Source organism: Cupriavidus neocaledonicus, from assembly GCF_000372525.1.
Taxonomy (GTDB): Bacteria; Pseudomonadota; Gammaproteobacteria; order Burkholderiales; family Burkholderiaceae; genus Cupriavidus; species Cupriavidus neocaledonicus.
Map to the genome: position 1 here is coordinate 75,440 of NZ_AQUR01000085.1, position 18,636 is coordinate 94,075.

Genomic DNA, 18,636 nt, shown 5'->3' on the forward strand with positions numbered 1-18,636 from the left:
ACAACCGATGAACGGCGCCGAGAGCCTGGTCAAGACCCTGCTGGCCAATGGCGTGGACACCTGCTTTGCCAACCCCGGCACCAGCGAGATGCATTTCGTCGCGGCGCTGGACCGCATTCCCGGCATGCGCTGCGTGCTGGGGCTGTTCGAGGGCGTGGTCACCGGCGCGGCCGACGGCTACGCGCGCATGGCGCGCAAGCCCGCCGCCACGCTGCTGCATTGCGGCCCGGGGCTGGCCAACGGCCTGGCCAACCTGCACAACGCGCGCCGCGCGCAGACTCCGGTGGTCAACCTCATCGGCGACCAGGCCACCTACCACCGGCCGCTGGACGCGCCGCTCACCGCCGACACCGAAGGCTGGGCGCGGCCGGTCTCGGTGTGGACGCGCACCGCCACGCAGGCGGCTTCGGTCGGGGCCGATGCGTCGGCCGCGGTGCAGGCCGCCTGTGCCGCGCCGGGCGGCGTCGCCAGCCTGATCCTGCCGTCCGACGTGTGCTGGGATGCGGGCGGGGTGGTGGCCGCGCCGCTGCCCGCGCTGGCGGTGCCCAAGGTTGCGCCGGACGCCGTGCAGCAGGCCGCGCGCGTGCTGCGCTCGGGCCAGCCGACGCTGATCGTGCTGGCCGGCAGCGCGCTGCGCGAGGCGCCGCTGGCCGACGCGCACCGCATCGCCGCCGCCACCGGCGCGCGGCTGATCTCGCCCATGTCCAATGCGCGCGTCACGCGCGGGCGCGGCCGCCTGGCGCTGGACCGGGTGCCGTATTCCGGCGATGCCGCACGCGACAAGCTGGCCGGCATCCGCAACGTGATCCTGGTGGGCGCGCCGGCGCCGGTGACCTTCTTTGCCTACCCGGGCAAGTCGCCGCGCCCGTATCCGGAGGATGCCGCGCTGCATGTGCTGGCGCGCCCGGAAGAAGACCTCGCCGAAGCGCTGGCGCGGCTGGCCGATGAACTGGGCGCGCGCCACGCGCCGCTGCCAGCCGCCGCCGCGCCCGCGCCGGTGGAGCCCGCGCGCGGCGCGGTCACCTCCGAGGCGGTGGCGCGCACGCTTACCGCGCTGCTGCCCGAGCAGGCCATCGTGGTGGAAGAAAGCGTCAGCTTCGGCCGCGCCTTCTATCCCGGCACGGTGCACGCCGCGCCGCACGACTGGCTGCAGCTGACCGGCGGCGCCATCGGCGCGGGCCTGCCGCTGGCGCTCGGCGCGGCCGTGGCCGAGCCCGGCCGGCGCGTGGTGGCGCTGCAGGCCGACGGCTCGGCCATGTATACGCTGCAGTCGCTGTGGACCATGGCGCGCGAACAGCTCGACGTCACCGTGGTGCTGCTGGCCAACCGCAAGTACGCCATCCTGCTGGGCGAACTGGCCGGCGTCGGCGCCAACCCCGGCAAGACCGCGCTCGACATGCTCGACATCGGCAACCCCGACGTGGACTGGGTCAGGCTCGCCAGCGGCATGGGCGTGGAGGGCGCGCAGGCCACCGACATGGAAGGCTTCGCCGACCTGTTCCGCATGGCCAACGCGCGCAAGGGGCCGTTCCTGATCGAACTGGTGATCTAGTCAGCCGCGCGTTTCAGTCGGCCAGGTCCGGCCACCCCGGCGCCTCGCTGGCGCCGGGTAGTTGCTGCACCACGTATTCATGCAGGCGCGACAGCTCCAGCGCGATGCCCTCCGGAAACCCCTGGCGCCCGCCGCGCTTGTCGATCAGCAACTCGACCAGGAAGGCATGCAGCGCGGCCGGATTGGCGGCCAGCGCCGCCAGCTGGTTGCCGATGCGCGGATAGCGACGGCACAGCACCAGCGGTCGCGCCGCGGCCGGCAGCGACAGCAGCCAGCGCATGGCAACGTCCGACAGCGCCGCATCTTCCGGCGACGGCGCGCGCCGCAGCTCGCTCCAGTCCGGCGCGGCCTGCACCGGCGGCTCGCCGTCCAGAATCTTTTTGGCTTCCTCGACGGTGACGAATTCAAAAGAGAGGGGTTCCATGCCGGCTCCGGAGATCGAACCGACGCGCGACGCGGCGTCGTTGCTGCATTCTAGCGGTGAGCGCAGGCCTTCGATCAAGTAAAGTAATGCCCCTTCCGTTCCATCGATGGCTTTATCCCATGGCAGTCATGCAGAGAAAACAGGCAACGCTGGTCGGGCTGGCTGCGGTGCTGCTCTGGAGTGCCGTGATTGGCCTGATCCGCGGCGTCACCGAAAGCTTCGGCGCCACCGGTGGCGCGGCGCTGATGTACACGGTGGCTTGCGCGCTGCTGTGGGTTTCGGTGGGCAGCGTCCGGCTGCGGGCGCTGCCGCGCGCCTACCTGGTCTGGGGCAGCGTGCTGTTCGTGTCGTACGAGCTGTGCCTGTCGCTGTCGATCGGCTACGCCGGCAGCGGCAGCCAGGCCATCGAGGTAGCCATGGTCAACTATCTGTGGCCCAGCTTCACCATGCTGGCCGCCATCCTGTTCAACCGGCAGCGGGCCAGCTGGCTGATCGTGCCGGGTTTGCTGGTGGCCATACTCGGCATCTGCCTGGTAGTGGCCGGGGACCAGGGGCTAGATGTGGCGGGCATGGCGGCCAGCGTGCGTGACAACCCGCTCAGTTACGGACTGGCCTTCGCGGGCGCGGTGATCTGGGCGGGCTACTGCACCGTGACGACCCGCATCGCCCAGGGCAAGAACGCCGTCACGCTGTTCTTCATGCTGACCGCGCTGGCCTTGTGGACCAAGTACTTGTTCACCGGCGGAGAAGCGATGGCGTTCAGCGTTGCCGGCGTGGTCTACCTGGCGCTGGCAGCCGCTGCGATGGGTTTCGGTTACGCGGCGTGGAATGTCGGCATCCTGCACGGCAACGTGACGGTGCTTGCGGGGGCATCGTATTTCATTCCGGTGCTGTCGGCTGCCCTGGCCGCCATGCTGCTGCATGCGCCGCTGTCGTTCGCGTTCTGGAAGGGCGCTGCCATGGTGGTCGGGGGTTCCATCCTGAGCTGGCTTGCGACGCGCGGCAAAGGGCAACGCACCGCGCCGGCCGCCGTGTCCGGCCAGCCGACATAGCGTGACGGCGGCCGGCGTGCGTGCAATGACTGCGCGCGCAGCGCAGGCGCGCGGCGGGTAGGGCCAGCCTACCGCGTGTCGCGCGGCAGCCCCAGCGCCCGTTCGATACACCGGATGATCTCGGTATCCTCGAACGGCTTGCCGATAAAGCACGCCGCCCCGGCCGCGCGCGCGCGCGCTTCATATGCCTGCTTGTCGAAGGCCGTCATGAAGATCACCGGCATCCGCAGGCCGCGCGCGCGCAGCGCGGCGCTGAGCGCAAAGCCGTCCATGCCGGGCATCTGCACGTCCGCGACCACGCAGGCAATGCCTTCGATCGATGGCGACGCCAGCAACTGCGCCGCGCCGGGGTAGAGCTCCACGGCCAGGTCGCAGGCGCGCAGCAGCCGCCCCAGGGCGTGGCGCACGGCGGCGTCGTCGTCGACAATGGCAATCACGGGCGTGGCATTCACGCGAACTCCTCCAACAGGCGTGCGCGGTGGCAGGGGTCACGCACGCCCCCTTGCTGCGTTGGCGCCACTAGAAGGTGTGCCGCAGCCCCAGCGCAAACGTCTGCGGATCGGCGCCGGCGCGGATGCCAAGATCGTTGATGGCGAAGTCGTAGATCGCGTTGTCGGCATTGTCGATGCGGCTGTAGTAGGCATACAGCGCGGTGCGCCGCGACAGCGGATAGTCGTAGCCGACCGTGAACTGCATGGCATGGGTTTGCGCGCCGCTGCGGAAGAAGCCGATGGTGTCCGTCGACGACCCGGTGCCGTTGGCCGCATAGGCTACGCCGATGCGCACGCTGCCGGTCCCCACCTGCTGCACCAGCGAGGCATAGTAGGCATTGCGCTGCAGGTCGCCGCTGTCGGTGCGGTAGTGCAGGTGTTCGACCACCGCGGCAAGGCGCGTGCCGGGCAGCAGCTGCCACGCCGCACCGGCCTTGAGCGCGTCGTCGTTGCGGCCGGCGGCCTGGTAGTGCTGGTGGCGCTCCCAGGCCAGCGTCGCGTTGAGCGGGCCGCGCTCATAGACCGCCGCCACCGAGTACAGCGCGGGATTGCGCGCGACGGTGGCCTTTTCCTCGGGCAAGCCCCAGCCCAGCCACAGGCTCACGCCGGCCCAGCTGGGCGAGCGGTACTGCACGATGTTCTTCTGGCGCCGGTCGAAGGCGCTGGTGTTCTCGACATTGTCCGTGCTCGACGCCGAGCCGTTGCCGATCAGCGCCATATAGCCCGCCGTGGTCGGGTAGTACGGGTCGTAGCCCATGGTCGCCTCGGTGTAGGGCGTGTGCCAGTGGCCCAGGAACAGCAGGCCATGGCTGCCCTGCAGGCCGATGCGCGAATTGCGGCTGGCGATCTGGCCCTGGCCCGAATCCAGCGACAACGCGCTTTCGATCTGCCACAAGGCCTTGAGCGCGCCGCCCAGGTCTTCTTCGCCGCGCAGGCCGAATACCGAGCGGTTGTTGTTGAGGCGCACGACACTGCCGAGGCTGGTGCCGTCGGTGGCCGTGCTGGCGTGGCTGTACTCGATGGACGTGTTCAGGCGCCCGTAGACGGTGACGCTGCCGGCCGCCAGCGCGGGTGCGCACAGCGCGGCGCAACACATGCCAAGCAGCGCCCGGAAGCCAGGACTAGTTCGTGGCATCGTCGGCGGGCGGCTTGCTGGCGGCGTTCAGGGTCGGACCGGGGGTTCCGGTGATCTTGGGCATGCATTCGCTGTGGAACCACGCGGCCGTCACCGGTTCGCCGGCGAGCATGCGCTTGATCGGCGGCACCACCTGTTCGCCGATCAGCATGCCGAGCAGGCCGACCAGCGCCACCACCGGCGGCGCCGGTGAGCGGACCTGCATCAGTGCGTAAATGATGCCGACGAGAATGCCAGCGGCAAGGGAAACAAGGTAGAGCTTCATGGGATCGGATTCCTGACAAGGTTGAAGAATCAGCGCGGCGCCGACGGCGCGGGCGGCAGGCCCACGCCCAGCAGGTGCCGCACGCGCGGCGGCGTCTCGCGCGCATGGAAGCGCGTGATCTCGCGCTGCAGGTCGGCATCGGCGTGCGGCACGCGGCGGTGCTGGCGCAGGTGCTCGGCCCAGGATTCGACCAGGAACCACTCGGTCAGCAGTTCCGGGTCGGCCGGGTCTTCCATCACGCCCCAGTTGAAGGCACCGTCGCGCAGCCGTTCTTCCGAGAGCTTGTGCACCGCGCGCAAGAAGGCATCGCGGTCTTCCGCGCGGATGCAATACTCGATCAGGATCATCACCGGTCCGCGGTCATGCGCGATCTCTTCGGCGCCCTCCGGCTCCGGCCAGTGCTGGGCCGGTGCCAGGTCTTCCTCGCCACGCGGCAGGCGCAGCCGATGCAGCAGCAGCGCCGCGGCCAGCAGGCCGCCGGCGGCGACCAGCAGTCCGCCGGAGATGCCCAGCGCCTGGGCCACGAAGCCCCACACCAGGCTGCCAGCCGCCATCGCGCCGTTGAAGACCATCTGGTAGACCGCCAGCGCGCGGCCGCGCACCCAGTTGGGCAGGATGGCCTGCGCCACGCCGCCCAGCGTCGTCAGTGCGGTGATCCAGGCGGCGCCGAGGAACAGCAACAGCGGCAGCGCCACCCACACCGGCGGCGCGATGCACAGCGCCGCCATCACCACGGCGGTGACGACGGCCGACAGCAGCACCATGCCGTCGGCGTCGAGGCGCCGCTGCAGCCGCGGCATCACCAGCGCACCGAGGATCGCGCCGAGGCCCACCGCGCCCAGCAGCACGCCATAGAGGCTGGCGCCGCCGTGCAGCAGCTGCTTCGCCACCAGCGGCAACAACGCCCAGATGCTGCTGCCGAAGGCGAAATGGACCGCCGCGCGCGCCAGCACGACATGCAGCTTGCTGTGCGCGCGGGTAAAGCGCAGCCCCGCGCGGAACGCGCCCAGGAAATGCTCGCGCAGCGGATCGGCGGGGCGCGGCGGGCGCTTCCACCACAGCAGCGCGGCGATCACGAAGACATAGCTGACCAGGTCCACGCCATAGGTCGTGGCCGCGCCGAACGCGGCCAGCAGCAGGCCGCCGGCAGCCGGGCCGATCGCGCGCGCGATGTTGACGCCCAGCGCATTGAGCGCGACGGCGCGCTTGAGCTCGTGCTGCGGCACCAGTTCCGGCACGATCGATTGCCAGGTGGGGCCCATCATCGCCGCGCCGATGCCACCGAGGAAGGCCATGCCGATCAGGATCTCGATCGTCAGCGCCTGGCGCCACGCCAGCACCATCAGCGTGCCGCTGACCATGGCCAGCCCCACCTGCACCGCGATCAGGAAGCGGCGCCGGTCGAGGATGTCGGACAGCACGCCCGCCGGAATCGCCAGCAGGAACACCGGCAGCGTGGCCGCGGCCTGGATCGTGGCGACCGCGGCGGGGGAGGTGGACAGGTCGGTGGCCAGCCAGGCGCTGGCCACGTCGCGCATGAAGCTGCCGATATTGCCGAGGATGGTCGCTGCCCACAGCACTGCGAAGGTGGCCTGCGCCAGCGGCGCGAAGGTGCCGCCATCGGCAGGCGTAGGCGTGGGGCGGAGGGCTTGTTCTGCCATGCGGGTCACCGGTTGGTTTGCACGGAAGGCGTGCGTCGCGCACGTTCGCGCAGGTCATGCCAGGCCACCAGCAGGAAGCCGCCGACCAGCCCCAGGTGTTCGAAGAAGGCATTGGCCATCATGAACCGGGCGTCGGGCGGCGCCTGCCAGAAGCGGTTGGCGACGAAGGTCGCGGCCAGCGTGAACGCCGCCAGCGCCAGGGCGCCCAGCCAGCGGCGCCAGCCGAGCAGGATCATGGCGCACGCGCCAAGCTCCAGCACGATGGTCGCAATCGCCATCGGCACCGCCGGCGACAGGCCGAAATGCTGCATCTCGGCGACCGCGCCGCCGAAGTCGGCCAGCTTGACCAGGCCGCCCTGCAGGTAGGCCGCGCACAGCAGCAGCAGCGCCAGCCAGTGCAGCCAGCGCGGCATGCGCAGTGCGCCTGCGCCGGAGGAATCCGGCGTCTGCGTGGTAGTCGGTTCAGGCATCGCCGGTCTCCGGGTGGGGCGTTGGGGAAGTGGCCGAGATCAGAACGCCCAGCACGAGCAGCCGAGTGCGCCCCAGAAGGTGCTTTCGTCGGCGGTCGGCACGCTCGCGGTCCAGGCCCTGGCATGCGCGTGCCCGTGCACGCCGCAGCTGCTGGCGCAGCCGCACGCGGTGTTCATGGCCAGCTGGCGTGCCTGCGGCCGCGGCTGGTAGCCGCCCACATGCCGCACCGGCGACCAGTCCGGCATTGCCGGCGGGATCTGCGGCGACAGCTTGCCGAAGTCGCCGTCGCCATAGACCACCTTGCCGCCGAGGATGGTCAGCACCGAGGCGATGTCCTGGATCTCGTCGCCCGGCACGCTGAAGTAATCGGCCGACAGCACCGCCAGGTCGGCAAGCTGGCCCACCTTGATCTGGCCCTTCTTGCCCACTTCCGACGAGAACCAGGCATTGGCCTCGGTCCACAGCCGCAGCGCGGTCTCGCGGTCGAGCAGGTTGGCCTGCGGGTACATCGGCATGCCGCCCACGGTCTTGCCAGTGGTCAGCCAGTACAGCGACACCCACGGGTTGTACGAGGCCACGCGGGTGGCGTCGGTGCCGGCGCCGACCTTGACGCCTTTCTCCAGCATCTTCTTCACCGGCGGCGTCGCTTCGGCAGCGCGCGCGCCGTAGCGCTCGACGAAATATTCGCCCTGATACGCCATGCGGTGCTGCACGGCGATGCCGCCGCCCAGCGCGGCAATGCGGTCGATATTGCGGTCGGAAATGGTCTCGGCGTGGTCGAAGAACCAGTTCAGGCCATCGAACGGGATGTCTTTGGCAACCTTCTCGTAGACGTCGAGCGCGCGCGAGATGGTCTGGTCATAGGTGGCATGCAGCCGCCACGGCCAGCGCTTTTCCGCCAGCAGGCGGATCACCGGCTCCAGGTCGGCTTCCATCGACGGTGCCATCTCGGGGCGCTCGACGCGGAAATCCTCGAAGTCGGCCGCGGTGTAGACCAGCATTTCGCCGGCGCCGTTGTGGCGGTAGAGGTCGTCGCCCTGGCCCGGCCTGACCGTGGCGGTCCAGGTCTTGAAGTCCTGGAGTTCTTCCTTGGGCTTCTGCGTGAACAGGTTGTACGCGAGCCGCACCGTCAGCTGGCCTTCCTTGTGCAACTCCTCGATGATGCTGTAGTCCTCGGGGTAGTTCTGATAGCCGCCGCCCGCATCGATCACGCCGGTGACGCCAAGCCGGTTCACCTCGCGCATGAAATGGCGGGTCGAGTTCTTCTGGTATTCGGGCGGCAGCTTCGGGCCCTTTGCCAGCGTCGCGTACAGGATGGTCGCGTTGGGCTTGGCCAGCAGCAGGCCGGTGGGGTTGCCGCGCGCATCGCGCACGATCTCGCCGCCCGGCGGGTTGGGCGTGTCCTTGGTGTAGCCCACCGCGCGCAGCGCGGCGCCGTTCAGGATGGCGCGGTCGTACAGGTGCAGGATGAACACCGGCGTATCGGGCGCCACGGCGTTCAGTTCCTCGATGGTCGGCAGGCGCTTTTCGGCGAACTGGTGCTCGGTAAAGCCGCCCACCACGCGCACCCATTGCGGCGCGGGGGTACGCGCCACCTGGTCCTTCAGCATCCGCATCGCGTCGGCCAGCGAGCGCACGCCGTCCCAGCGCAGCTCCATGTTGTAGTTCAGGCCGCCGCGGATGATATGCATATGGCTGTCGATCAGCCCGGGAATGGCCCGCCGGCCATTCAGGTCGATCACCTTGGTCTGCGCCCCGGCCAGCTTCATGATGTCCTGGCGCGTGCCGACGCCGACAAAGCGTCCGTCGCGAACGGCCACGGCGTCGGCTTGCGGATTGGACTTGTCGAGCGTGGCGAACTTGCCGTTGACGAGGATGAGGTCTGGGTTTTCCGGTGACATGGCGAAGATCTCCGAGGAGGCGGCCGCGCCGAGCGCGGCGGCGGAGGCGATGAATTGCCGGCGGGTGACTGACATAAGGTCAGGCGTTCAGGAAGGCCAGCAGGTCGGCATTGACCTGGTCGGCGTTGATTACGCACATGCCGTGCGAGGCACCGGGGTAGACCTTCAGCGTGGCGTCCTTCACGATCTCTGCCGACAGGCGCGCCGAGTTGTCGATCGGCACGATCTGGTCGTCGTCGCCGTGCAGGATCAGCGTCGGCACGTCGATTTTCTTCAGGTCTTCGGTGTAGTCCACTTCCGAGAATTCCCGGATGCAGGCGTACTGGCCGACGATGCCGCCGGCCATGCCCTGCGCCCAGAACGCATCGATGGTGCCCTGCGAGACCTTGGCGCCGTCGCGGTTGAAGCCGAAGAACGGCACCGCCAGGTCCCGGTAGAACTGCGAGCGGTTGTCGGCGACGCCCTTGCGGATGCCGTCGAACACCGCCATTGGCAGGCCGCCGGGGTAGGCCGTGGTCTTCAGCATCACCGGCGGCACCGCGCCGATCAGCACCGCCCTGGCGACGCGTTTGGTGCCATGGCGGCCGATGTAGTGTGCCACCTCGCCGCCACCGGTGGAATGGCCCACCAGCGTCGCATCCTGCAAGTCCAGCGCGTCCAGCAGCGCCGCCAGGTCGTCGGCATAGGTGTCCATGTCGTTGCCCTGCGCGGGCTGGTCCGAGCGGCCGTGACCGCGGCGGTCATGGGCGATCACGCGGAAGCCCTGCTGCACCAGGAACAGCATCTGCGCGTCCCAGGCGTCGGCATTGAGCGGCCAGCCGTGCGAGAACACGACCGGGCGGCCCGAGCCCCAGTCCTTGTAGAAGATCCGGGTGCCGTCGTGGGTAGTGATAAAGCTCATGGTTCACCTTTTCGATGGAGGAGGATGACAGGTGGAAGCGAGATGGACGCAGGCTCAGCGCGCCGGCACCGGCGCGATCGACTCGTGCGGCGTGGCGGTGCGTTGCGGCGCCTTGTGGACCATGGTGTACGCGTAGTCGACGCCCATGCCATAGGCACCCGAATGCTCCTTGACCAGCTTCATCACGGCGTCATACGTGTCGCGATGGGCCCAGTCGCGCTGCCATTCCAGCAGCACCTGCTGCCACGTTACCGGCACGGCGCCGGCCTGCACCATGCGCTGCATGGCGTAGTCGTGCGCTTCCTTGCTGGTGCCGCCCGAAGCATCGGCCACCATGTAGATCTCGTAGTTGCCTTCCAGCATCGCGCACAGGGCGAAGGTGGTGTTGCAGACCTCGGTCCACAGGCCGGCGACGATCACCTTGTTGCGGCCGTTGGCCTTGAGCGCGTCGCGCACCTTCTGGTCGTCCCACGAGTTCATCGAGGTGCGCTCCAGGGTCTTGTGGTCCGGGAACACGTCGAGCAGCTCCGGATAGGTGTAGCCCGAGAACGACTCGCTCTCGACGGTGGTGATGGTGGTCGGGATATTGAAGATCTTGGCCGCCTTGGCCAGGCCGACCACGTTGTTCTTCATGGCCTGACGGTCCATCGACTGCACGCCGAAGGCCATCTGCGGCTGGTGGTCGATGATGATCAGCTGGCTGTTCTGCGGGGTGAGGACTTCGAGCTTCGGATTGGACATGATGTCGTTCCTTGGGAACACAGGGTTGGGCCCCCGGTGCGATCCTTGCTTGAAGGCAAGGTCGCGACACGGCAGGGACGGAAAAGGCAGCCCGGTTGCGTTACCGCAGCGCCGCCGGATACAAGGCTAGTCGGTGCCCGCGCCCACGCAAATCGGATGTTCGTATTACCCGGCGGTTGCGCCGGTGCCCACATGTGGTGCCCGGCGGGCGCCGTTGCGCGGCGAATGGGCGCGGCCGCCGCACGCCGTCGCGGCGCGCGCCCGCGACTAACACCATGGTATGGGTGCCCGTTGCATCACTGACGTGATCCAGTCCCGGTCCTTGCGATGACATGCCTGCTGGTTATAATCCGCAACACCTTTCCGAGCGCACTGGAGATCTGACCGTGACATCACCGAGCCTGGAGCCAGCCGACACCAGTGCGAACGATGACGCGACGGTGCTGGTGGTCGACGACGATGCCGCGCTGCGCCGTGCGCTTGGCAGCCTGTGCCGTTCGGTCGGCCTGAAGGTGGCGTTGTTCGCCTCGGCCGCCGAACTGCTGGCCACGCCCTTTCCCGATACGCCATGCTGCCTGCTGCTCGATGTCAGGCTGCGCGGGCCGAGCGGACTGGACCTGCAGGCGCGTCTCGGCCAGCTGGGCGTCCATATCCCGATCATCTTCATGACCGGCTACGGCGACATCGCCATGACCGTCGCGGCCATGAAGGCCGGCGCCGAAGACTTCATGCCCAAGCCGTTCCGCGACCAGGACCTGCTCGATGCGGTGGCCGCTGCGCTGGCGAAGGACCGGGGCCGGCGCGAGGGCTTGCGCCAGCTTGAAGCGCTGCACGCCTGCTACCGGTCGCTGACGCCGCGCGAGGGCGAAGTCATGGGCCTGGCGGTGTCCGGCCTGCTCAACAAGCAGATTGCCGCACAGATCGGTATCAGCGAGGTGACGGTGAAGATCCACCGTGGCCAGGCCATGCGCAAGATGAAGGCGCGCACCTTTGCCGAGCTGGTGCTGATGGCGCAGCAGCTTGGCATCTGCAAGGTCGGCGGCTGAGTGCACCCCGACCAATTTGCGCGTGCCGGCGCGGCGCCCGCGACCCTTCCTGCCCCATGACGCCCGGCATCCCCCCGCGGCAAAGCACCGCGCCGGCCTTTGACAACGCCTGGCTGACGCGGGCCGCACAGATTGTGCTGCACGTATCGGACGGCGTCAGCGCGGTGCAGCTGTTCGATCCCGACACCGGACTGCGCTGCTTCGCCAGGAGTGCGCCGCTGGCCGAGAGCGGGCCGCTGCAGCAGGAAGCCCGGCTGGCCGCGCGCCTGCAGGCGGACTGGGCCGCGGTGCCGGTGGCCACGCTGCGCACGGCCGACCGCATGGTGGTGGTGTATGGCGGTGCGCCGGCCTCGACCTTCGCCGCGATATTGGGCGATGACCCCGTGCCCGCCGCCCGCTTCCTGGAACTGGCCATCGGCAGCGCGCGGGCGCTGGCGGGCGCGCATGCGCACGGCCTGTTGCATGGCGATATCCGGCCGCACAACCTGCTCGCCGACGGCGGCGCTGGCGTGCGCCTGACCGGGTTCGACCATGCCACCGCGCTCGACGCCATGCCGCCCGTCGTGCCGCGGCCCGGACCGGCATCGTGGCCCTGCCAGTCGCCCGAAATTGCCCGCGCCGACCAGGCGCGCACCAGTGCCCGCTCCGACCTGTACTCGCTCGGCGTCACCTTCTACCGGATGCTGACCGGCACGCTGCCGTTTACGGCCGGCTCGGCCGCGGCGTGGCAGCATGCCCATCTCGCCATCGAACCGGTGCCGCCGCAGGCGCGCGCTGCCGGCATTGCGCCGATGCTGGGTGCGATCGTGCTCAGGCTGCTGGCCAAGGATCCCGTCGACCGCTATGCCAGCGCCATGTCGCTGCTTGCCGACCTGCTGCGCTGCCAGGCGGACTGGCGCGACCGCGGCGAGATCGCGTCGTTTGTCCTCGATGCCGCCGGCGCAACCTCCACGCTGAACGTGTCCGGCGAACTCTTTGGCCGCGCCCGCGAAACCGCGCAGCTTGCCGATGCGCTGGCGCGCGTGCGCCACAGCGGCCAGTCCGAGCTGGTGCTGATCGCCGGCGCCGCCGGCTCCGGCAAGTCGGCGCTGGCGGCCTGGCTGTCGTGCCAGGCGGGGCAGCAGGGGCTGCGCTTTGTCAGCGGCAAGAGCGACCAGTTGCAACTCGATATTCCGTATGCGCCGGTCGCGCAGATGATCCGCGCGCTGACCCTGCCACTGCTCGGCGAGCCGGAAGCCGCGCTGGCGCCGGTGCGCGAGCGCTGGCTCGGCGCGCTGGCGGGGCAGGGCCGGGCCATTGCCGTGCTGGCGCCCGAGGCCGGTCATGTGCTGGGACGCACCGCGCCGCTGGCCGACGTGCCGGCCCAGCAGGCGCAGGCGCGCGCGCAGAAGGCCATTCTTGCCACCTTTGCCACGTTTGCCGAACGGGCCGCGCCGCTGGTGCTGTGCTTCGATGACCTGCAATGGGCCGATGCGTCGACCATTGCGCTGCTGGAAGCCTTTACCGCGCAACGGCCGGGCAATCTGCTGCTGATCGCCGCCTATCGCGACCACGGCAACGACGTGGAGCAGCGCTTCTCCTGGCTGCTGCACGCCAGCCGCGCCGGCGCGCTGCCGGTCACGCGCATCGCGGTCCGCCCGCTGGCCGTGCCGGAGCTGGCCGAGCTGGTGGGGGCCGCCCTCAACGAGCCCGCGCCGCGCGTGGAAGCGCTGGCGCGCCTGGTGCATGGGAAGACCGGCGGCAATCCCTTTTTCTCGTACCAGTTGTTGCGCGCGCTGGTCGACGACGGCGTGCTGGCGTACCGCGAGGACGGCTCTGGCTGGCACTGGGACGAGGCGGACGCCGCGCAGCATCGCTACACCGACAGCGTGACCGACCTGATGACCCGGCGCTTTGCCAGGCTGCCGGAAGCCGGCACGGAGCTGCTGCAGCAGCTGGCCTGCGTGGGCATCCGCTGCGAGCAAAGCCTGCTCGCGTGCGTGGCGCAGCTCAGTGCGTCGGAGCTCGGCGAGCGGGTGCGGCCGTTCGTCGCCGCCGGGCTGCTGGTGCGGACCGAGGACGGCTATGCGTTCCAGCATGACCGCGTGCTGGAAGCGGCGTACGCCATGATCGAGCCTCGCGCGCGCCCGGCCGCGCACGCGCGCATCGCGGCCATCATGATCGGGCACTGGCAGGCCGAGCTGGCCGTGCATGCCTTCGAGATCGGCAACCAGATCGAACGCGCGGCCGGCCATCCGCTGCCGGAGCCGCAGCGCGTGGCGTTCGTGGAGGTGCTGCTGGTCGCCGCCAGGCGCGCCAGGCGCAGCGCGGCGATGGCGCAGGCAACGCGCTACACCGACGCGGCATTCGCGCTGATGCAGCCGTCATGGTGGTCGACTCACCGCGCGCTGGCCTACGCCGCCAGCGTGCTGCACTGCGAGTGCCTGCTGGCGCAGGCGCGGCTGGAGCAGGCCTCGCAGGAGATCGACGCGCTGCTGGCGCGCGCGCTGCCGCCCGTGGACAAGGCTGCCGTGCATCGGCTGAAGGCCAGCCTGCAGACCGTGCGTTCCGACTACGAGGGCGCGATCAACGCCGCGCTGTCGGGGCTGGCGCTGCTCGATATCCACCTGGAGCGCGGGCCGTCGCCGGCGCGCATGCGCGAAGCCTACGACGCGGTGAGACAGGCGCTGGGCGGGCGCGCGATCGGCAGCCTGGCATTGCTGCCGGCGACCGAAGACAGCCGCATCCAGACCATCATGGGGTTGCTGTCGACGCTGATCTCGTCGCTGTTCGTGCGCGACGGCATCAGCTTCCTGCATGTGGCCAAGATGGTGGAGCTGACGCTGGAGCACGGTGCCACCGCGGAATCGCCATACGGCCTGTCCTGGTTCGGCGTCTTCATCGCCAGCCTGTACGAGGAATACGAGGACGGGCTGGCCTACGGGCTGGCGGCCATGGACCTGGCCGACCGCCAGGGCTACGAGGCCGAGCGCATCGCCACGCTGGTGGCGGTCGACCAGGTCAGCGCCTGGACCCGGCCGCTGTCCTACGCGCTGGCGCATGCGCAGCGCGCGGTCACGCTGGGCCGGGCCTCGGGCGATATCGGCATGGCCTGCTATGCCTGCAACCATATCGCGTCCGACCTGCTCGCCATGGGCGAGCACCTGCGCCTGGTGGAGGAAGAGATCGACCGCGGGCTCGCGCTGACCCGGCTGGTGCAGTACCGGGATATCGAGCTCATCCTGTACTCGCAGCACCATTTCCTGCACCGGCTGCGCAGCGGCGACGACGCGCCGCCACAGGGCGAGGCCGTCCACCGGATGAGCGCGGCGCAGCGGCTGGCGCACGCCAACTCGCTGCCGACCCAGTTCTGGATCTGGCTCTACGACGGCATGGCGGCGGTGTTCCGGCAGGAATGGGAACACGCGCTGCGCAGCCTGCGCGAGGCCGAGACGCTGATCTGGTCGGCGCCGGCGCATATCAACGTCGCGGATTGCCGGCTGTACCTGGCCCTGGCGCTGGCGCACGCGGACCCTGACGCGGCGCCGGACAGCGTCATGGCCCGGGTGTCCGCGCATCGCGACTGCTTTGCCCGCTGGGCGGCGCTGAACCCGCTGACGTTCCAGGGCAAGCTGGCGCTGGTCGACGCCGAACTGGCCCGCCTGCGCGGCGATCCGATGCAGGCGCTGGCCGGCTACGAGGAGGCCGCTGCCGCCGCCACGGCGGCGGGGTTCGTGCACGAGGCGGCGCTCGCGCATGAGCTGGCCGGCATGCTGTGCGATGCGCGCGGCCTGCCGACCGCGGCCGCGCAGCACTGGCGCCTGGCCGGTGCCGGCTATCGCCGCTGGGGCGCCGACTACAAGGCGATGCTGCTGGCCGCGCGTCATCCGCAGCGCGATGCGGCGGGGCCCGATCACGTTGGCGACGACGCTGCCGGCGCCGACGGCAAGGTCAGCGCTTCGCGCTGGGAACTCGGCATGAAGGCGGCCCGGGCGATGTCCACCGAGATCGTGATGGACCGGCTGATCGAAACGCTGATGACCCATGTGGTGGTCCATGCCGGCGCCCAGTACGGCTTGCTGCTGCTGATGCGTGGCGAGCAGCCCATGATCGAGGCCTCGGCGCGCGTGGTCGACGGCAAGGTCGTGGTGACGCTCGGCAGCGCGGTGCCGAGCGAGCAGGCGCTGCCTTTGGCGGTGCTCAACAGCGTGCTGCGCACCCGGCAGACGCTGGCGCTGGACGATGCCATGGTCGACGCGCCGTCGATCCGCACCAAGGGCGCCATTGCCGCCGGCCTGCGCTCGGTGCTGTGCCTGCCGCTGCTGCGCGGCGGCGGCGTGATCGGCGTGCTGTACCTGGAGAACAGCCTGGCACCGGCGGTGTTCGACGCCACCCGCATCGCCGAACTCGAGGTGCTGGCGCCGCAAGTGGCCATCTCGCTGGAGACCGCGCGCCTGTACGAGCAACTGATCGACGAAAGCAACCGGCGCGTCGCGGCCGAAATGCGGCTGCGCAGCGCCAGCACGGCGCTGGCCCGCACCTCTCACCTGACCGTGATGGGCAGCCTGGCCGCATCGATCGCCCATGAGGTGAACCAGCCGCTGACCGCCATCGTCGCCACCGTCGACGCCAGCCTGCGCTGGCTCAGCCGGCCCAGGCCGGAGGTGGCCGAGGCGCTCGACGGCTTTACCCACATCCGGCAGAACGCGCTGCGCGCCGCCGATATCATCCGCGCCCTGCGCGCGCTCGCCAGGCAGGCGCCGGCGGTGCTGGCGCCGCTGCATCCCGACGATGTCCTGCGCGAGGTGCTGGACATGGCGCGCCTGGACCTCGACGCGCATCACGTCAGGGTGGTCGCGCGCCTGGCGGCAGGGCCGGCCGTGGTCGAAGCCGACCGCGTCCAGTTGCAGCAGGTGGTGCTGAACCTGATCACCAACGCGCTCGACGCCATGGCGCAGACCCTGCCCGCGCAGCGCGAGCTGATCGTGACCTCGTACCGCGAGCAGGATACCGTCGTCGTCAGCGTGCAGGACCGTGGCGCCGGCATCCCCGACGACGTGCTGGGCCAGCTGTTCGAACCGTTCTTCACCACCAAGGAAGACGGCATGGGCATGGGCCTGGCCATCTGCCGCTCCATCATCGAGGCGCATGGCGGCACGCTGGAAGTGCGCAACCGGCGCAGCGGCGGCAGTGAGTTCCTGTTCCGGCTGCCGGTGTCCGGGCTGTTGCCGGCGGCGCAGCCCTGAAAGATCCACCGCGGCGGCGCTGCGGGACGGTGATCTTCACCCGTCCCGCAGCGCTTGCCTCATCCGCAGTTGGCGTCCGCCACGCACAGTCCGCGCACCACCATCTCGCCCATGAAATCCATGGAGCCCTGGTCGGCAATGGCCTCGCGCAGCGCATCCAGCGCGGCATCGTGAGCGTCGCCGGCATTGCCGGCCTGCAGCGGGGTGTCATGCCAGCGCCGCGGGACGGCGGCGGGGTCGACATCGACCCCGGCACCGGCGGCCAGCGCAGCCAGCACGGCGCTTTCCGCTTCGGCCATGGCTTCGGCGGACAGCTCCCTGGCGCTCCCTGCGCCGAAACTGTCGAAGGCCTGGCCCGGCGGGCCGCCCATCAGCTTCCACAGCGCCAGCTCGGTCAGCGGCGTGCAGTTCACGGTGCGCCCGCCCAGCACAAGTCCGTGCAGGCGCTGGTGGTTGGCTTGGCCCTGCGCGAGCCCCCCTTCGCAGCGGACCATCAGCGCCCCGTCCGGTACGCCGGACAGGCGGAATGTGCCGCTGGCATCGGCCGTGGCGTGGCGCAGCTGTCCCTGCGCGTCGCGCACCTGCACGGTCGCGCCGGCCAGCGCGGCGCCGACGGCCGCGGTGCCGTTCACGTCCTGCGCCTGCTCATCCCCGCATGCGGCGACGGCCGCGACCCCGCATGCGAGCACGAGGTGGCGCCAGTGTCGAAGTTGCTTGCCCATGGTATCGGTGCTCACGGAGCCAGGTTGGCCAGCTCGCGGCGCGAGCGGTTGAACAGGCCCCGCGCCAGCGGCGTCGGGCGGAAGTCGACATCGAGCGGCGAGATGGTGATGTACTTCGCCAGGAAGGCCGGCGTCTCGGCGGTCTTCGCCAGCGCGGCCAGCTCGGTCTCGGCCGCGCCCACGTCGATCGAGACGGTGTTGTCGGGGTTGCGCTTGTAGGCCGTGGTAAAGGAATCCACGGTGCCGGGCACGGTCAGGCGCACGCCGGCCGGGGCCCCGCCGACCGGGTAGTTGATGCTGAGCGGGTTGGCCATCGGCAGCAGCGGCTGGCCGGCGGCGCGGGTGGCCTCCAGCGTGGCGATCACGCGCGCCAGGAAGGCGCCGGCCTTGGGGAACGCGGCCAGGGTGCCGGGAAAGCCCGAGCGTGCCTCGGCAAAGTCCACTCCCACGCTCAGCGCGATGCCGGGCACGCCGCGACGCGCGGCGTACAGCACGTTCATCACCGTACCCGAGTGCGGGATCGAATCCGACAGGTTCTCGCCGAAGTTGGCGCCCGAGACCACCAGGTCCGGGGTCAGACCGGTTTCGGGCGCGACGATCTTCAGGCCGATGGCGGTGGCGTCGACCGGCGAGCCGGTGCCGATATAGTCCGGATTGGTGCTGTTGAGCGCGCTGCCCGCGACATAGGTGGGCTTGACCCGGTGCACGCAGAAGGTATCGGCGCTGCCGGCGAGCGGGTCCACCACCAGCCGGGTGCGGCCATCGGGCACGGCATAGGCCGCGCCCGAGCCGCTCTGGTTGGTGGCGGGGCCGACCGTGACGACGCGGTGGCCGGCATCCTGCAGGGCCTTGCGCACCGCGGCGATGCCGGGCGCGGCGCAGCCGTCGTCATTGGTCAGCAGGATATTGAGGGCGTGGGCCGGGCTGGATGCGACGGCCAGTGCCATCGCAGCAAAGGCCAAGCCGGCAAGCCGCGGGCGGGCACGAAGTCTGAGCATGGGTACCTGTCTCCTCTTTCTTGGTGGGTGATGAAAGCAGTGCCCGGCGTG

Annotated in this window: 15 protein-coding genes; 4 read left to right on the forward strand and 11 right to left on the reverse strand. The window is 70.0% G+C overall.

Annotated features, from left to right (window positions below; translation table 11 throughout):
• Positions 1-7 precede the first annotated feature (7 nt).
• The gene (locus A3AG_RS0109095; protein ID WP_026164062.1) at positions 8-1,552 is read left to right on the forward strand and encodes an acetolactate synthase large subunit; all 1,545 of its coding nucleotides are present in this window, start codon (positions 8-10) and stop codon (positions 1,550-1,552) included.
• A 13-nt stretch (positions 1,553-1,565) separates the two neighbouring features.
• On the opposite strand, the gene A3AG_RS0109100 is transcribed toward A3AG_RS0109095, so the two are convergent.
• Positions 1,566-1,976, reverse strand: coding sequence for a hypothetical protein (locus A3AG_RS0109100; RefSeq protein ID WP_026164063.1), 411 nt, complete (start codon positions 1,974-1,976; stop codon positions 1,566-1,568).
• Between the two features lie 119 nt (positions 1,977-2,095).
• Between A3AG_RS0109100 and yddG the strand changes: the two genes are divergently transcribed.
• Complete coding sequence (yddG, locus tag A3AG_RS0109105) at positions 2,096-3,028, forward strand: aromatic amino acid DMT transporter YddG (RefSeq protein WP_018005100.1); 933 nt, start codon at positions 2,096-2,098, stop codon at positions 3,026-3,028.
• 68 nt (positions 3,029-3,096) lie between these two features.
• On the opposite strand, the gene A3AG_RS0109110 is transcribed toward yddG, so the two are convergent.
• The 8 genes from A3AG_RS0109110 to A3AG_RS0109145 all read right to left on the reverse strand — a co-directional run bounded on the left by A3AG_RS0109110 (position 3,097) and on the right by A3AG_RS0109145 (position 10,594).
• Positions 3,097-3,480: a response regulator transcription factor gene (locus A3AG_RS0109110; RefSeq protein WP_018005101.1), complete on the reverse strand. Its 384-nt coding sequence runs from the start codon at positions 3,478-3,480 to the stop codon at positions 3,097-3,099.
• A 67-nt stretch (positions 3,481-3,547) separates the two neighbouring features.
• On the reverse strand, positions 3,548-4,615 hold the full coding sequence (locus A3AG_RS0109115; RefSeq protein WP_018005102.1) for a porin: 1,068 nt from the start codon (positions 4,613-4,615) through the stop codon (positions 3,548-3,550).
• 25 nt (positions 4,616-4,640) lie between these two features.
• A complete protein-coding gene (locus A3AG_RS0109120) occupies positions 4,641-4,919 on the reverse strand; it encodes a XapX domain-containing protein (protein ID WP_018005103.1) in 279 nt (92 codons plus the stop codon).
• Positions 4,920-4,948: 29 nt separating this feature from the next.
• Positions 4,949-6,580, reverse strand: a complete 1,632-nt coding sequence (locus tag A3AG_RS0109125) for an MFS transporter (RefSeq protein ID WP_018005104.1) — start codon at positions 6,578-6,580, stop codon at positions 4,949-4,951.
• A 5-nt stretch (positions 6,581-6,585) separates the two neighbouring features.
• Positions 6,586-7,050, reverse strand: a complete 465-nt coding sequence (locus A3AG_RS0109130; protein WP_018005105.1) for a DoxX family protein — start codon at positions 7,048-7,050, stop codon at positions 6,586-6,588.
• A 39-nt stretch (positions 7,051-7,089) separates the two neighbouring features.
• Positions 7,090-9,027 (reverse strand): amidohydrolase, encoded by a 1,938-nt coding sequence (locus A3AG_RS0109135; RefSeq protein ID WP_018005106.1) that lies wholly within the window; start codon positions 9,025-9,027, stop codon positions 7,090-7,092.
• A 4-nt stretch (positions 9,028-9,031) separates the two neighbouring features.
• Entirely contained in the window at positions 9,032-9,853 is an 822-nt protein-coding gene (locus A3AG_RS0109140) for an alpha/beta fold hydrolase (protein ID WP_018005107.1), read from the reverse strand.
• Positions 9,854-9,907: 54 nt separating this feature from the next.
• Positions 9,908-10,594, reverse strand: coding sequence for a hydrolase (locus tag A3AG_RS0109145; protein ID WP_018005108.1), 687 nt, complete (start codon positions 10,592-10,594; stop codon positions 9,908-9,910).
• A gap of 386 nt (positions 10,595-10,980) precedes the next feature.
• On the opposite strand from A3AG_RS0109145, the gene A3AG_RS0109150 reads away from it, so the two are divergent.
• Both A3AG_RS0109150 and A3AG_RS0109155 read left to right on the forward strand, forming a co-directional pair.
• The gene (locus A3AG_RS0109150) at positions 10,981-11,640 is read left to right on the forward strand and encodes a response regulator transcription factor (protein ID WP_018005109.1); all 660 of its coding nucleotides are present in this window, start codon (positions 10,981-10,983) and stop codon (positions 11,638-11,640) included.
• Between the two features lie 56 nt (positions 11,641-11,696).
• Complete coding sequence (locus A3AG_RS0109155; protein ID WP_018005110.1) at positions 11,697-16,865, forward strand: trifunctional serine/threonine-protein kinase/ATP-binding protein/sensor histidine kinase; 5,169 nt, start codon at positions 11,697-11,699, stop codon at positions 16,863-16,865.
• Between the two features lie 59 nt (positions 16,866-16,924).
• On the opposite strand, the gene A3AG_RS0109160 is transcribed toward A3AG_RS0109155, so the two are convergent.
• Both A3AG_RS0109160 and surE read right to left on the reverse strand, forming a co-directional pair.
• On the reverse strand, positions 16,925-17,602 hold the full coding sequence (locus A3AG_RS0109160; RefSeq protein WP_018005111.1) for a hypothetical protein: 678 nt from the start codon (positions 17,600-17,602) through the stop codon (positions 16,925-16,927).
• Positions 17,599-18,585 (reverse strand): 5'/3'-nucleotidase SurE, encoded by a 987-nt coding sequence (gene surE, locus A3AG_RS0109165; RefSeq protein WP_026164066.1) that lies wholly within the window; start codon positions 18,583-18,585, stop codon positions 17,599-17,601. Before surE ends, A3AG_RS0109160 begins: the two co-directional genes overlap by 4 nt.
• Positions 18,586-18,636: the final 51 nt, after the last annotated feature.